At 35.2% G+C, this 15,520-nt stretch carries 16 protein-coding genes; all 16 read right to left on the bottom strand.

The annotated features are described in order from the left end of the window. Positions 1–1,124: BppU family phage baseplate upper protein (locus FC72_RS06865; RefSeq protein WP_157051135.1), on the bottom strand; the 1,124-nt coding region annotated here is incomplete at its 3' end. Continuing rightward, positions 1,125–1,556, bottom strand: a complete 432-nt coding sequence (locus FC72_RS06860) for a hypothetical protein (protein WP_057766114.1) — start codon at positions 1,554–1,556, stop codon at positions 1,125–1,127. 10 nt (positions 1,557–1,566) lie between these two features. Then, on the bottom strand, positions 1,567–2,520 hold the full coding sequence (locus FC72_RS06855) for a hypothetical protein (RefSeq protein WP_057766112.1): 954 nt from the start codon (positions 2,518–2,520) through the stop codon (positions 1,567–1,569). Further along, entirely contained in the window at positions 2,517–3,725 is a 1,209-nt protein-coding gene (locus tag FC72_RS06850) for a prophage endopeptidase tail family protein (protein ID WP_057766109.1), read from the bottom strand. Before FC72_RS06850 ends, FC72_RS06855 begins: the two co-directional genes overlap by 4 nt. After that, complete coding sequence (locus FC72_RS06845) at positions 3,725–4,564, bottom strand: phage tail domain-containing protein (protein WP_057766108.1); 840 nt, start codon at positions 4,562–4,564, stop codon at positions 3,725–3,727. The genes FC72_RS06850 and FC72_RS06845 overlap by 1 nt, the downstream gene beginning before the upstream one ends. 2 nt (positions 4,565–4,566) lie before the next feature. Then, positions 4,567–9,582, bottom strand: a complete 5,016-nt coding sequence (locus tag FC72_RS06840; protein WP_057766106.1) for a phage tail tape measure protein — start codon at positions 9,580–9,582, stop codon at positions 4,567–4,569. Beyond that, positions 9,583–9,813, bottom strand: coding sequence for a hypothetical protein (locus FC72_RS06835; RefSeq protein ID WP_048702641.1), 231 nt, complete (start codon positions 9,811–9,813; stop codon positions 9,583–9,585). A gap of 14 nt (positions 9,814–9,827) precedes the next feature. Continuing rightward, positions 9,828–10,217: a hypothetical protein gene (locus FC72_RS06830; RefSeq protein ID WP_057766104.1), complete on the bottom strand. Its 390-nt coding sequence runs from the start codon at positions 10,215–10,217 to the stop codon at positions 9,828–9,830. A gap of 53 nt (positions 10,218–10,270) precedes the next feature. Then, complete coding sequence (locus tag FC72_RS06825) at positions 10,271–10,924, bottom strand: phage tail protein (RefSeq protein WP_057766102.1); 654 nt, start codon at positions 10,922–10,924, stop codon at positions 10,271–10,273. Between the two features lies 1 nt (position 10,925). Next, positions 10,926–11,291 carry a DUF806 family protein gene (locus FC72_RS06820; protein WP_057766100.1) on the bottom strand — a complete coding sequence of 122 codons (366 nt, stop codon included), beginning with the start codon at positions 11,289–11,291 and terminating at the stop codon, positions 10,926–10,928. A 1-nt stretch (position 11,292) separates the two neighbouring features. After that, positions 11,293–11,727: an HK97 gp10 family phage protein gene (locus FC72_RS06815; protein ID WP_057766098.1), complete on the bottom strand. Its 435-nt coding sequence runs from the start codon at positions 11,725–11,727 to the stop codon at positions 11,293–11,295. After that, positions 11,714–12,067, bottom strand: a complete 354-nt coding sequence (locus FC72_RS06810; RefSeq protein ID WP_057766096.1) for a head-tail adaptor protein — start codon at positions 12,065–12,067, stop codon at positions 11,714–11,716. Before FC72_RS06810 ends, FC72_RS06815 begins: the two co-directional genes overlap by 14 nt. Beyond that, on the bottom strand, positions 12,051–12,398 hold the full coding sequence (locus tag FC72_RS06805; protein WP_048702634.1) for a head-tail connector protein: 348 nt from the start codon (positions 12,396–12,398) through the stop codon (positions 12,051–12,053). The genes FC72_RS06810 and FC72_RS06805 overlap by 17 nt, the downstream gene beginning before the upstream one ends. 63 nt (positions 12,399–12,461) lie before the next feature. After that, positions 12,462–13,655: a phage major capsid protein gene (locus tag FC72_RS06800; RefSeq protein WP_057766093.1), complete on the bottom strand. Its 1,194-nt coding sequence runs from the start codon at positions 13,653–13,655 to the stop codon at positions 12,462–12,464. After that, positions 13,645–14,232 carry an HK97 family phage prohead protease gene (locus FC72_RS06795; RefSeq protein ID WP_232298608.1) on the bottom strand — a complete coding sequence of 196 codons (588 nt, stop codon included), beginning with the start codon at positions 14,230–14,232 and terminating at the stop codon, positions 13,645–13,647. The genes FC72_RS06800 and FC72_RS06795 overlap by 11 nt, the downstream gene beginning before the upstream one ends. Beyond that, positions 14,210–15,409 carry a phage portal protein gene (locus FC72_RS06790; RefSeq protein WP_048702631.1) on the bottom strand — a complete coding sequence of 400 codons (1,200 nt, stop codon included), beginning with the start codon at positions 15,407–15,409 and terminating at the stop codon, positions 14,210–14,212. The genes FC72_RS06795 and FC72_RS06790 overlap by 23 nt, the downstream gene beginning before the upstream one ends. Positions 15,410–15,520: the final 111 nt, after the last annotated feature.

Raw genomic sequence — 15,520 nt, 5'->3', positions numbered from 1 at the left:
GTACCAGTATTTCCTCCAGTATTTCCAGTTGTACCAGTATTTCCTCCAGTATTTCCAGTTGTCGTATCACGACTATCAATATATTCATTTGTAGAAATTCTATATGCTGTAATATCTCCATAAGTCATAACCATATCAGCAGGATATGGGACCACAGTTAGAGATCTAGATACATCCTTGCCACAGCTATTATAAAGACGTGGTGATGTCGAAGAAGGTGTAACTGTAATAATCTTTGGTGTTACATACGTCACCTCATTTGAATACACCCATTCGTTTGTGGATACACGATAGACAGTTTTATTGTTTAAAATAGCTGAGATATCTGTTGCAAAATTTTCTCCACTATCTAAAGTACGTGAAACGGTCCCATTTCCAAGGTATGCAGTTACTGTACTTGGTATACCAACGAAAGAACCTGATGGTAATGACTGTTTATTAGTAACTTCTCCATCGCCGTTCAACTTCTTTAGCATTGCATCGATTTCATCTCTAGTATAATAATTTAATAATTGATCTTTAGTTACTATGTTATTCTTAGCAATCTGATCAGTAATATTATCAATTGCTTGTTTTAATCCATCATATTTATCAGTTGCTTCTTTTGAAATATCATTAAAGTAATTGATTGTATTTTTTACTTTTTCATCGACTTGAGAACTAAAAGGATCGCTGCCAATATTCAAATTATAAAAATCATTCGGTAAAACGTCTAAATTAAAATTGATTGTCGCAATAACTTGATCCTTATTCTTAACTTCGATTACACAGCGTTTGTATTGTCCTGCGGTTGCCATCGCCTGTGAAGATAATGCAATCACAACTCTTCCTGCTTGCCACGTGTCGCTTTGGTCTGCAGAAATTACTTTGATCTTATCTCCAGCATCTAAGCCATATAATGTTACAGATGAGTTATCCTTATCTAACTGATGAGGTTGGTTACCATCATAAAACCATAATTTCAATTGTGGACCATTTTCACCCTGTCTAAACCGCTTATTGAATGAATATGTAACTAGATCTACTTTATTTAAATCAATTTTGATATATCCATCTTTAGTGATATCAGGAGTAGCTGGCAACCAAGTATCTTGATCCAAGATATCTTTAATATTTTCGTCCATTTATTTTTCCTCCTTGTAAATAAAAAGACTGGTATCAAGTTCGTTAATAAAATCATCAACGGCTTGCCAGTCCTTATTAAATATTTCTATATATGTTTCGTTTAACTCTAATTGCTTAGGTATTTCTAGATAAATATGTTTGAACTCATCATGTATTACAAGATTCACAATTCCAGCTTCATTTAGCATGTCTACTGTATTATTCAACACTTCATTTAATAATTGATAATCATCATATGTAATGCAGTACAGTTCGACGTCATCTTTACTTCCAAAGAGCTTTTTAAATCCAAGAGTATAACTTCTATCAGTCATATATAAGCTTTGTAATAGCTTATATACTTCACTGATTCGATTGAAGATCTCGCTAAAATTGTCATCATTCGTTTTTAAGAAATCAATGTATTTTGTGCCAGTTTGAATTGTTTTCATAAAGGATCTCCTATGAACCAATATACGAAATGGTGAAATTGATAAATCCACTCGTGTTATTAGTAGCAGCCCATACTACTCCGTCTGTACCAATCGTACCTATTCCTACCATTTCGTGGAGATAAGCATTATCCATTTCTTGAACTGGGAATGATACCTTTTCAAATGGACGAGCCCATGCTGGCAAAGGCCCCATATCCATCCCTTTGTCTGTGTCAGAGGTTTGACCTGTGAACTGAAAAGTTACAACTTTGCCTTGACGGATAAGAGAACCATGTCCGCTAAACGGGGATTTAGGGTTGAACGTATAAACGTCGGTGTGTGTTGTTGCATTTTCGATTGCCGTATTCATTTCTTTGGTTGTTGAATAGTCTGAAATCTTTTTATCTATGGCGTTGTTAATTGCGTCAATAACATCATCGCGTTTCATAAACTGGGAAACATCAGGAATGCCCATCCCTGAAATCTTTTTATCTGTCTCATCTTTGGTGTAGTAACTGGTTAAATCAGGCTTTACATTAGAAATGGCTTGGGTGATTGCCGTTGTCATATCTTTCTTGGTTGGATAGTCACTAAAATCAACTTTTGAAATTGACTCAATGAGTTTATCAACGTCAGTCTTCGTGTAATATGCCGAAAGGTCAACTTTAGGGATTTTGGCAATCAATTCATCAACTTGCTCTTTGTCGTAGTAATCCGTCAGGTCGACGCTACTACCGTTATCTATTAAAGCCATAACTTCCTCCTTCGTATAATAATCTTTTAAGGAATCCTTGATTGAATCGGAAAGCAATTGTTTAATCTCTTCCTTAGTAAAATAATCAGTGAGATCGACATTATTACTAGTGTTTTTAATCAGACTATTTATAAACTCTGTCAATCCTTCAACAGAGTCATCATCAGCGTGAGTTTTTGCATAGGCTCGATTTCCTTCGAAATCAGAGAGCTGCATTATTTTTGTCATTTTACCTCACCTACTTCCCATAACTTATTACTTTGATTATTTCCATTTGAATTATTCGTAATGTTACTAATCTTAGAATCAATTAAATTAGTAATTGTGTTTTTGGTACTATTTTCAAGATCAAAGTAAGTCTGAACCGTATTGTTAAAAGTAATTTGCTTGACCTGCTCAAAGTTGAGTAAGGCCTTTTTTATTCCCACAACTGTAACATTAGTATCTAAGTTCAAAGGTTGAACTTTTAACAGAACACTTTCACCTTTAAAAAAATCATCGTCTCCATAATAGGTAGAAGTTAATGTGATCGCTGGTTCAGATTTCATCTGCGATAATGCTGATTTCTTAGCATCATCAGCGTTCTGTGATTTGTCATCATTGATATCTTCTCCAGCTTTTTCTCCGAAACGAGCAATAGAATCCTCATCTCGCACTTCAAATGGTGGGAAAATATACTCTGGTTTACTTTCTGTAGTATCAGAATCGTTTTTCTTTGTGTCATCAGATTTAGTTGTTGAGTCATCCGAACTATTATCTGAAGTGTCAGTTTTAGTGGCTTCTTTTTGACTTGGATATACCATTGCAATGTTTTGTAACTCCGTAGTATCCGCAGATAATTTAACATCTGATGTATCGTGATAGTAATGAATTACTCTACCGTTATCCTTTTTAAATTCAGATTCAGACCATATATCAATATGCCGATTATCAAATGTATAAACCGACCCTTTCCATGAATCAGTAATTTTACTCAGCACATCTTTTAAGGAACATTTACCCATATTGTCAAATTGAACTGGCTGAAAATCTCCATGAATTTCATAGGTGAATCCACCGGTCTTTTGACCATTCTTAGTGACATAATCAAATAATCCTTTAGGTGTAAATCCAAATGAACCGTCCATGCTTTCATTGGTTCGAACATAGGTGCATTCATAACCAATATGTGTAGCTTTAACATCTATAGTATGTGTTGAACCTGATAGTGTTGGTTCAGATGTTTTAATCACGAATTCTTGACCATCTGCGATTATATGATTCTCGTTAGTAAGTAGGTTAAAAGCTAGCGAATGATCATCAAAAGCTGTAAATGACAATTCATAGTTGCTATTTTTTTCCCAATCAATGATAAAAGTTTCAGGTTCGATACAATTATTCAGTAATTCTTCATACTTACCGGTACGTTCTTTAACTATTATTTTTTCAGTCATTAGAAATATAAAAACGGAAAACTAAATGTTATATCTGGATTGTCTAACCCAGATACAGTGAAATGATTATTTCCCTTGACCAGACTGATTGTTCCGTGGTCAGTGTCAATGCCACAAGAAGTATCATCTAAAAATGGATTGATACCATTAATAGTCAGCGTTTGGCCCTCCGTTAATCCTTTCTTATAAGTAAAAGTTTCATTCGAAGTAGTATTGGTTAAAACCATATTATTTCCTGTACCGGTAATTTTAATCACTAAATCATGTCGTTGTTCTAATGGTTGAATATCAACATCGCTTGGGTTGTAAACATTAAAATCATTAGATTTAAAATGATATGAGTAATCTTTGTCTCTTGGAAGATTTAACCCTATTTGGTAATTTCCATTGAATTTAAATATCTCATCTGAATTAACAATTGATTGTCTAAAACCTGACAAATTATTAAATGTGACTGAAAAACTTTTTTCTGCATAGTCCACTCTAGTCATCGTAAACGGTTGTGGATAGCAATAAACCACCAAAGCAGGACTTACCGAACTACGTAATCTCATTACTGTACGGCTTGAAAATAGATCATAAATTTTATGTTCTAAAAGATCGAGTTCATATGCATTTCGAGCATTTATTAAAAAATCAGCTTGAACAGTTGTGGCATCGTAAGTAATGGCACCTTGTTGTATCTGACCATCAATACCTGTTGGAGTATATGTATTCATCTTGGGCTTAGGAGTGCCATTAACCAGATTTAAAAAGGCAAACTGATGATTAGCAGTAATAGCTATCTCCGGTTCGCCTTGTTTTTTTATGTATAATGTCTGCATATTAGATACTTGCATAATTAATAGCCCGCCTGAAAGTCATGCATTCTTTTTGAACCTGCCATTTGTTGTAAAAAGCTGTCCATTCCTGAACCACCGTTACCATTGCTAGAACCGATTGCAGAAAGAATGTTTTTCAATAATGAATTCTGTTCTTGTGTAGCCATTAATTGGGACTGCATCGTGTCATTTAACTCATTGTTTTGATTTTCAGTGTTGGGTGTTGACTGACCTCCATTCATATATTGATTTGCTTTAACCATTAAATCTAAAGCTCTTTGCTTTCTATTCAGTGGGATAACTACTTCAGGCCCAGCCTCGCCAACGATTGCTTTGGTTTCTGAGGAAACGAAACCACCATTTGCCATACGCCTGTGACCTTGAGGTCCAGAATGCAACCAATCAATTTTAGATACACCCCAAATACTAGTAGGTCCAATAGAACTCTGCCAATCACTGTTATTAAAGAATGCCAATAATTGATCAAATGGATTCATAATGTTTTTGTGTCCAGGCATGGCGTAATAACCGAATGTTGGTGGAGTATATTGCAAAATACCGCGGGCTTCATTACCTCCAGAGTTAACATCATGAATTTGTTGAACGATATTACGACCACCAGACTCTGACTGGATAACTGCTTGCAACATCTTAATGAACGAAGCACTCGGGCTAACTTTCATCATTGCTGCTGCCGCCATAATCATTTTAGGATCATAATTACCACCCATTGAGAAATCTAGGTTCTCTAGTTGCTTTTTAAAAGGTCCAGAAATTGATTTCAGGAATCCATTTGATAACGCATTACCGAAGTTTACATTAAATTGACTTCCTGAGAACTTAGCTTTATCAAAGAAGCTCTTCTTTAGTAGTGGCATTGGATCCTTTTTGATTTCATCTAAATGATCCAATAGGTACGACATCATATCCCCGGTTGCATCACCTTTACCATTGGCATGATGTGGAAGTAAATCAACCATGTTAAGAAATTGCTGAGACATACCATGTGGCATGATTGAAGTATCAGGACTCAAATATCTTACTTCTTCTCCACCTAACCCAACAGGATAAATACCGTGTTCTTTGTCGTGCGCTAATTCAAATCCTTCTTCACCAACAACAGCAAGTCCACCAGGAGTTCCTGAAGTACCTGTTGCATATTTTGCCAATGACAATGATTTTCCACCGAAGTCCTTAATTACAGTATTGACTCCACCAATACCCTTGTTAATTTGATCAATGACTTTAGACATTTGTTTTGAAGCAATACCAGGTAGCTGATTAAATCCACCCTTAAATGAATTAACGACTTTATTCAACCAACTCTTCCACTCGCTCATAAACGAATTTGTAAAGTTCTTCTCTCTTGACTTCAATTTGTTTGTATCACTGTTAAACGTTTTAACAATAGTAGACATATGATTCTTTAAATTACTATTTGCATTCTTCCAAACATTATTCCAACTCTTTTGGAATGTTCTATCAAAAGATTTAAGACTCTTCTCAATACTCTTAGTTGACTTGTTGAAATTAGAAGCAAATGTGTTGCTCTTGGTGGCCTTGTTTGCTGTATCAATTTGCTTCTTTAGTACAGTTCCAATATTTGTTTTATTAAGAGTTTTTGTTAATGAAGTAAAATCCTTTTCTAATTTTCCAAAGGGATTTGATTTACCATAGCTTTTAAGAAATTTATTGAGAGTGTCGAATGCTTTACCAACCTTATTAATTGGTTTTTCGAATTTAGTCCAATTTGGAGTACTCTTCTTGATACTCTTGTCCAAATCCTTAATCTGCTCAGCTAATTTATTTTTCTTGAGATTCTTACTCATTTTATTCAAGTAATCATCTAATTTACTTTTCTTAACTGTACTTTCAAGTTTTGGTAAATCCTTATTAAGAGCAGCAAAGGCATCTTTTTTGTTCATTGACTTACTAAATGAAGCGAGCGTCTTGAATGCTTTGCCAATCTTGTTGATTGGTTTAGCTAACTTATCCCAATTTTTCGTCGACCCTTTAATGTTCTTGCTAATAGCCGTCAACTCTTTGTTGGGGTTATTTTTCTTCAAGAATTTCTTGAGACCACTTAATGCCGTCTCATATTTCTTGATAGCAGGAACCATATCTTTAACATTCTTAATATCTTTTTTAGATACATGTGTGGTTGCAACTTTTTGAATAGCATCTTTTGTAGAAATTTTGGAAGATTTAGATTTTTCACGCTTATAATCCTTAATCTTCTTATCCCATTTATCAAAAATTGCTTTTTGCTTCTCAAAATTCTTGGCAGCGTCTGCATCTGCCTTCTTTTGATCAAAGTGATTTTCAAGTAAATTACCAAAGTCCGCTTTTTTATTGGTGTTGTCCATGTTTTCTTTGGCGTTCTCACGTTTCTGTTTCATGTATTTTAAGGATTTACTGTCGTAAAAGGTTCCATTTTTAAGCAAATTATTAATGCTAGGTGCTGCAAACTTACCAATCTGGTCTCCAAGTTGTGAACCAATCATTGCTCCTACAGGTCCACCCAGAACAGCTCCTATCCCGGTTCCAAGGGCTGTACCAATTGCACCACCGGTTGATTGAATGCGTTCCTTAGGATTCTTGGTATTTATTGCTTTAACAACATCAAATCCTACTTCCACGGCGCTCATACCTAAAGCAAACTTACCCATAGTAGATTTTCCCATAGCCATGATATTAGAACCCATTTGACTTGAAGAAAGTTTTGTAGAAAGTTTGTTGTTGAAACTTGTTGCGGTATTATCCGCTAAATTGCTTGCTTCAATTGGTAAGTCATTTTTTTTCAAAGATCCAGACAGTTTACTGAACAATCCAGTTATTTCGTTTAGTTTTAATGCAAAGTTGGACATTTTATTTACGGCCCATATAGCTGCAATCGACCCGCCAATTACCTCAACAGCATTCTTATGCTTTGCCAGATTAGTAACAAATTCATTCATAACATGTAAAGGATCTTTGGCTTTTTCCCCATTAGAAGAGACAAGGCCAAAAGCACCACCAATTACTTTTAATGTTCCAGCAAAAGTATTCCAAGCACCTTTAGCCAAATATCCAACGATTTTCCCTGTACTAGTTACGATTCCTTGAACATCTTCATGATGTTGACCTAAATAACCGAAAAAGGCTGCAACATTATCAGTCAAATGACCGACAGTTTTTCCAATTCCTTGAATATCTTTTTCAAATTCTTTTGAACCAGCACCTTTAGCGAGTTTATCGCCAATTTGAGTGATCGCAGGAAGAGCGTTAGAGGCGATTGTCATAGTAATAGAATCAAATGCTTGCTTTAATCTATCTAATGCGACTTTACCAGTCTTACTATTCTTTTCAGCCAACTTAGCTACATAGTTATTTTTTGATGACTCTTCGACTTTTTTATTCAACTCACCTAGCTGCTTGGCATTATCAGCTAAAATCAATCCAGCTTGTTGTCCTGTTGTACCAAAAATACTGTGAAATAAATCAACTTTACTTTGTTTACTCATTCCTCGTGTATGTTCATTGAGCAGACCGAAAATGTCAGTCATTGACTTGAGCTTTCCATCTTGTCCAACGAAATCCTTGGTACTCAATCCCATCTGACCTAAAGCATCAGAAGCACCCTTAGTTGGAGAAATAAGACTATTAATTGCTTTTCTTAATCCGGTACCGGCCTTATCTGCTTCAAGACCATTATTACTTAAGATACCCATCGCACTAGAAGTTTCACTTAAACTAAATCCTGCTTGATGAGCTGTTGATCCCACATAAGACATTCCAATTCCTAAATCAGAGAAATTGGTAGCTGTCATATCAGCGGCATATGCAAGATCATTAACCGCTGTCTTGGTATTCTTAATCATCCCTTTTGTGGAACCAGTTCTCATACCAAATGCTTCTAAAGTTTGCGAAGATACTTTTACAACGTCAGCAAAATCATCACCGGATGCAACAGAAGCTTGTAGTTCAGAGCGCATTGCTCCTAGTGCTTGTTTTGAGTCATAACCACGTTTTACAAGATCTTGATATCCTAAAGCAATTTCATTTTGAGATTTACCGTATTTCAGCGCATATTGCTGACCATCTTTTTGCATCTCAGCAACGTTTCTTGTAACTTCACTAACTTTTTCTCCACCAGTTACAAGTAAATTGCTAGTAACCTTAGTGGTATTTTGTAGTTCAGTAGCGTTTCGTGCTCCGCTTGCTAATGCGGCACCCAAAGCCGTACCCGCAAGTGTTGCAGTTAAGGCAAGATTCTTCAAATGAGAAGCTGTTTTTTTAATGGAGTCCCGAGTCATTGATAGAACTTGCTTACTTTTACCAACATTCTCTCTGAAACCAACAAAGTGTGTGCCAGCAATTCCCAATTGAGTGCCTAACTCACGATATCTTGAATTACTCCTGCCTATTTCAGTACTAAGCTCATTGACACGAGTCTGTTGCTGTGAAAATTCTTTTGACGTTGATCCACTATACTTCTTAACGTTTTGAAGTTGTTTGGATTCTTTTTCATATAACGAATTTAATTCAGTAATTCGTTTCTTGAGAGCTTCTCTTTCAGTTGAATTGGCTTTGATACTTTGGCCTTCAGCTTTGTACTTTTCGATTAGACTATCAGTGACAGATTTAGTACGTTCAAGAGCATCTTTTTGTTTCATTATTCCTTGATTGTATAAGTCTAAAACGTTCTTAGCGCGTTCTTGTTGCTGAGACATGTTGCTCATTTGTCGAGTCGCATTGTTAATTTTACTGGCCAAATCGGAATACTTTTTAGACCCTTCAGATGTGGAGGTGTCCAAAAGCTTCATTTCATCTTTAAGTCTATTGATATAATTCTTCTGGCCTTCAATGGAACGATTAAGCCCGTCAACCTTTGACTTATATGCATTTTGGTAGTCGCCATTGGCTCTCAAGACCGCTTCATTTGCTTTCCACTCTGAAGTGAGAGCACGGACTTGGTTTTTCAATGACTTGATTGAGCCTTCTGACTGAATGGTATCAATATGAATACCAGTGTTTAATTGCATATCTTTTGCCATTTATTTTCCTCCCTTCTGAAAAATTGATGCAATCCCACCCGTTCGAATGAAATCGCCTAAATTCATTTGTCCAACGTCATTATTTGGATTTTCATTTTTTCTTTTTTCACTCATAACTTCTACAAGCAAAAAATAAGGCTGGGATTCGACAGTTTCGATATCCCAACCCATGTTTTCCATTAAGCCTCGTTCAAAATCTAAGAATTCATTTAAAACCTCTGAAGGAGCCACATAATCTGACTCTTCTACTTTTTTGGGTCTGTATCATCATTAGTAATTAGATTTGAAATCTTAGCAGTAGTCGAAGCTACTTCTTCATTTGATAATTCTTCTAACTTTGTGAATTCAGCATCACTTAAATTCAAAGTTTCTTGAATGAACTCTAAACTTGCATTTATTTGATCAATAGAAATATCTGTTAGACTTGCAGTCGCATCAACAATTGCTGAATAGTTATCTTCATTGCCAAGATCTGAATCTGCTAATTCTTTGTATTCATTCATTTTTACATGTGACTGTTTTTGTGTAAGTACGTCTTTCTTTTGAAATTCCAATGCTAGTCTGAAATTCTTGACTGACTTCTTAATAATGCGTTTCTTTCCTAAAAATGTAATTGTTGCTTGTGTCTTTGACATATTCTCTCCTTATCGTCTCACGTCTATCGTCTCTGTCTTTTTTTAGTTAATCACTATTTATTTGTTGGGGTATTTGAATCAGTACTTGGTAATGTCTTTGGTGAACTTGTAGCACCACCATCAGGGTTAGTTACCTTTTGGCCAAATACATCCATTTCATACTTATCAATATCAAAATCATCATCTTCAATAGCTTCAACATATGTTTTGCCATCGTTTCTGTCTACTGCAGTAAATGTTAAATGGTCTTGCGAATAAACAGTTGTATTTGTGTTTGTCTTTGGATCAACGTTACCTAAACTAAATCTTCCTTTGAGAAGTGCGATTCTAGCCTTGGCTTTTTCATTTTGTGCATCATGTGAAATCAGTTCAAATACACAATAAGGTGCTTCTGTGTCTGATGAAATTGTTTGATATCCATCTTTTGTATCCATTCCAAGAATTTTTGCACGAACAATTTTATCCATTGTATTTGCTACAAAGGCAACTGAGATATTTCCTGTACCTTTTCCTGGAGTCTTCCAAACTTGGTCCGATCCATTGATTGGAGTTGTAGTAGGTGCAATGTTTGTGATAGATGCACTAACCGTTGAACCAAAAGTTTTGCTATCTGGTCCGATATCAAAAATATTTTCTGGTTTGATTGTTTCATCATCAATCGCGTTATAAATACCAATTCTTACTCTTTCAAAACCTGATAATGCCATATTAAATTTCCTCCGTATGTTCGTATTTCATAGTTCTACTAAAAGCTCCCGTCACCGGATCAATATCTGGATAAGAGTCTATTTGGTAGAAGTACTGTTTTTCCAATATTTGATTAATTTTGTTTTGTGTATTTTCGTCATCCGTATCACCACGATAAAAAATTTGTATTTCTATCATTTGATCTTTAGCTGTACTGATATCACTTGCACGATTTGTAAAGATATCATGTATTTCAGATACTAGGACGACTGTGTTTTCAACATCCACATATTGTTGCGGAATGTTTTGAGCAAAAAAATTGGATGAATCAATTTTTAATTCATCCGAGTTTTCTTTTAATATATCTAAAATCACATTTGAGACCATGTTAATCTCCATTTAATTGTCTATAGACTTTCGCCTCAGCTTCTAAAACATCATGCTTACTCTCTTCAATTGAATGTTCTTGAAAATGAAGTCCTGGAATGTACTTAGTACTATGAGAATTTTTACCTTTCCCACCATGAGCCATATAGCCATCATTTAAAAATCGTGCTATATAGCCAGGATTTTCTTTATCATTCTTAAATCCAACAAAAGTGGCACCATCTTCAGATTTATATCTCATTGAAATCGATTTAGACAAATCTATCTTGGTATCTCTTGAATGTTTTCCCTTATGAAGAGAATTGTTCATATTTTTTGTAAGCAGTTGTTTATAAACTTCTGCACCCGCCTTTGTCATTGCTTTCTTTTGAGTTTCAGTTGGAATTAATTTACCTAGCTCGTTGTCTAACTGTTCTAAGCCTTCAACTAAATCCAATTTTGTCATCTCTTTTCAGACTGATAAGGTCATACGCATCAGCAATATTTTCAGAATCTGGGTTATAGTCTGTTATTTGATAACTCTGATGGTCTAATACTGCGTACTTAGCACTATTTAATCCCTTTGCTTGGTGACGTACGATTACTATTACATCGAAACTATCAGGGGTTCCAAGCAATGTGACTTTTTGATTCATAGTAAGTGTATATAGACCACACCAAATGGTGTTGATAGGGGTTAATACTGGTTTGTTTGTATGCTGTGCAGTTTCTTTATTTCCTACACCACATAAGGAAAGACGTTTATTAAGACGGCTGAAATTAATTCTTTGAACCATTTACGCCACCTCGTTGCTCTAAATCAATATACTTGCCTCTAAGTTGTCCAATGATCGAATAACTGACCAAGTCGACTTCACTGACTGCGTTTCCTACAATTGCCGAACGATAAGTATAATAAGAGCTTGCAATTGCAATAACTACCATTTCAAATTGATCTTTAATGTCGGCAAGCTCATAAAATCCTGTCATAATGCCATCATCATAACCGATAGCACCAATCACATAAGATTTGGCAGCGGAAATATTTCTCTTTAAAATTTCGTCATCTTCGTCTCCATCAACACGTAAACTGAGCTTAAGCGTTTGTAATAACTTATCGTCATTCATGAAGTGACCTCCTATTCAGCCTTAATAGTTGTTTCTTTATCATTTGATGTTAAAGAAATCTCACTAGGCTTTACTGGGTGTTGGAGTTGTTGTTCCAGCCAAAGTTAATAAGAAAGCACCTTCTGAATCAGTAACTTCCGTATCAAAACGAATATTACCGGCAAGAATTTGGCCGTATGTTGGATTATCTTGCCAACGAATAGTATTTTGATTTCTGTCAAAGAATGTAATTGCACGTGGGTCACCAATCCAAGCAATGGCATCACCAGATTTTCCAAGCAATGTATCAGGAATACGAACTAGGTCTAATCCTAATAACATTTTGCCTGTTCCTTGAGCAATATTATCTTGTAGTAAGTAATGACCTTGCTTGTCTTTTAATGTATCAACGGCTTGAATAAAGCTTGAAGTAGCGACAATCTTAGGCATATAAGCTGGGTCGAGCTTTACATTGAGAATTTCTTTAATTGAGTCTGTAATGTCATCTTTTGATGAAAGTGAAACAGGTGTAGCTGTCTTCATCTTTTCAGCAATTGCTTGATTAGTAGTATTCAAGATTTGTTTTTGGATATATTGACCAATAAGACCAGCAACATCAAAGTCTGTATCATCAATCATTTCTTGAGAGATTGGCAATTGTCCACGATATGTAGCTACCTTATAATCGATTGACTTGAAAGTTGGATTGGCTAGTGTTGGATTTTGTTCCAATTCTTCAACAGTATGGAATACGGCATCAACTTTATCCTGTACTGGATATGTTCCAGAAGCAGTTGTTACTGAGGTATTTTGTACAAATTGTCTCAAATCATATTGAGTTTGCACTGGTTGTTTAGGATCATAAACAATATCCTTTGGAACAATAACTTCATTACCGACTTCCTTGACACCATCACGTTTTTCACCACGTGAATGAACATAGGCGTTTAGTGCTGAACGTACTTCTTCTTGTGGCTTAACAGTGATCTTGTTTCTTACTTCTTTATTTTGAAATGTCTTTTCTGGCATTGATCTTTTATCCTCTTTCTTTTTATCACCTTCATCAGATGATTTATCTTCATCCTCTGAATCTTTCTTATCATCATCGTTATTCTTAGTAATCATGCTCTTAGCACGTTCGATTTCTTTGGAATTTTCAAAATCTTTAGTAAGGCTTCTGATCTCTTCCATTTTTTTATCTTTTTCTTCTTGTGGTGCATCGCTTCTGATGAATTTTTCTGCTTCATCAATTTTTGTTTGAATTTCTTTAATATCCATATAATTTACTCCTTAATTTGATGAGTTCTAATTCAGAACCCAATGATTTAATTTCTTGTTGCTTAAATTTATCTAAAGAACGTTTTGATACAGTAGTTTCTTGATAGGCAGGCATTGGTGTAATAGACAATTCAAATAGATCATCAATCTCAGTAATGTGTCTAATAGCGGTGTCAGAAGTAGTATTTTGCCAGCTGTCATTTCTAATGGTGAATCCAAATGAGCAACCTTTTAAATTACCGTTTCTAACATTTTCTGAAACATCATTACCAAGCGTCGTATCAGGAATTTGGGCATTAAAAAACAGCCCTCTATCATCTACTTGAAGTGATAAAGTGCTGCTATCCGTTCTTGCTAAAATGTTGTCCCAATTGTGGTTATAAAGTAATTGAACCTTACTTAAATCAACACCATCTAATGCTGACCTATCAACATATTCAATAAATCCGCCTAAGTCTTCACTTGGTTGGTCAAATATAATTGCATAACCTGATAAATTATTACCATTACTCTCGGCACGCTTTTCAAGCTTAAAATCACTATTATTGGCTACTCTAATTTCCTTGATTTTGTTCACTATCATCACCACCCTTCTCCGTTACCGTTGTCTTTGTCACAACGGGTGGTAAAGGATTATCAGTTTCATTCATTGCCTCTACCGTCAATAAATCTGAATTGCTCTTAAGTAAAATATTTTGAGCGAGTTCCGAACTTATAACACCGTTCTTTACAAGATTGGATACTCTATTTTCCACTTGTTGGCCATCAATGTCAGATACTTGGTTAATATCGTAATCAATATTTCCGTTAAGTTTTAAACTGAGCTCAGATTGAACACCCCTTATATATCTACCGATAGTTTGTGAGTACTGAATAGCAACTTGTTCAATATTTGAATGTTCACTTTCTGTACCTAAATAATCTTGGGGAACTCCATATACTTTGGCAATCTGATCACCAGTCCAATCTGTAGAAGAAAGAAGCTTAGATATATCCTTATTAATTTCTAAAGATTGGTAATCTTCCAAAGCATCTAAAACGATTGTATGTCCGTTTTTAGATGTCTCTTCAAATTTATTCCTTACACTATTTCTAATTTTAGGGTTGCTTAAATCTCCACGGTTTAGTTTCAAAATACCCGATATATTAAGACCATTTTTCATCGCGTCTAAAGCTAGTCCCTTATTAGCATCTTGTAATTGAAGTTCCTTAGATAAAGCACTCAAGGGGGAGATTCCAACTAATCCCCCGTCAATACTCATGGTCTTCAAATGAATGATCTGTGAACTGGGAACATTATTCATATCTGGTTCTTGAGTATCAGGAAATGTTAAATCATAAGTTAAGTTCTCACCATCACCCGACTTGTAAATATTAACTTGAGATGGTTTCAGATACTCTAGATGGTCACTTCTGTTAGATTTATCACCCCAAATGTAGGCATAAGAATTTCCTGTTAGAAGCATTTGTGCATACATTGATCGCCAAAAAGCAAAGCTATTAGTTAAATGACTGGGATTAGTTAATACTTTTTTAGTAAAGCTATTATCCGTTTGAAAATGTACACTCGCCATATCTTCAGAAAGCTTATTTACAACCGCAAATACATCTGAGTATTTCAATGCTTTAGTAGCTGACACATAACCAGAGTTAAATACTAGCTGACCATTTCTCAATGAATAACCTAATTCATAATCTCCACTCCCCAACATCTGGTAAGGCTTACTTGTGGGTCTTAATGATCTGAATAACATGTGCTCACTTCCTTTCTACCGTTATTAAAATCATTTTTGGGGTTTATTTAATATGTAAGTGACTACGAACAAGCTACCAGCCACAACATAATTACCAATTAGACTTCCAAA

The sequence above is a fragment of the Companilactobacillus tucceti DSM 20183 genome (genome assembly GCF_001434665.1).
GTDB classification, from domain to species: Bacteria; Bacillota; Bacilli; order Lactobacillales; family Lactobacillaceae; genus Companilactobacillus; species Companilactobacillus tucceti.
Note: the sequence above shows the minus strand (reverse complement) of the source record. Positions and strands in the feature narration are given on the sequence as shown.

Bases quoted from the DNA above. Each gene is read 5' to 3' on its own strand.
- FC72_RS06860 (WP_057766114.1), bottom strand. From the start codon at position 1,556: ATGAAAACAATTCAAACTGGCACAAAATACATTGATTTCTTAAAAACG.
- FC72_RS06805 (WP_048702634.1), bottom strand. From the start codon at position 12,398: ATGAATGACGATAAGTTATTACAAACGCTTAAGCTCAGTTTACGTGTT.
- FC72_RS06810 (WP_057766096.1), bottom strand. From the start codon at position 12,067: ATGGTTCAAAGAATTAATTTCAGCCGTCTTAATAAACGTCTTTCCTTA.
- FC72_RS06830 (WP_057766104.1), bottom strand. From the start codon at position 10,217: ATGTCAAAGACACAAGCAACAATTACATTTTTAGGAAAGAAACGCATT.
- FC72_RS06790 (WP_048702631.1), bottom strand. From the start codon at position 15,409: ATGTTATTCAGATCATTAAGACCCACAAGTAAGCCTTACCAGATGTTG.
- FC72_RS06845 (WP_057766108.1), bottom strand. From the start codon at position 4,564: ATGCAAGTATCTAATATGCAGACATTATACATAAAAAAACAAGGCGAA.
- FC72_RS06855 (WP_057766112.1), bottom strand. From the start codon at position 2,520: ATGACAAAAATAATGCAGCTCTCTGATTTCGAAGGAAATCGAGCCTAT.
- FC72_RS06840 (WP_057766106.1), bottom strand. From the start codon at position 9,582: ATGGCAAAAGATATGCAATTAAACACTGGTATTCATATTGATACCATT.
- FC72_RS06825 (WP_057766102.1), bottom strand. From the start codon at position 10,924: ATGGCATTATCAGGTTTTGAAAGAGTAAGAATTGGTATTTATAACGCG.
- FC72_RS06800 (WP_057766093.1), bottom strand. From the start codon at position 13,655: ATGGATATTAAAGAAATTCAAACAAAAATTGATGAAGCAGAAAAATTC.
- FC72_RS06850 (WP_057766109.1), bottom strand. From the start codon at position 3,725: ATGACTGAAAAAATAATAGTTAAAGAACGTACCGGTAAGTATGAAGAA.
- FC72_RS06820 (WP_057766100.1), bottom strand. From the start codon at position 11,291: ATGGTCTCAAATGTGATTTTAGATATATTAAAAGAAAACTCGGATGAA.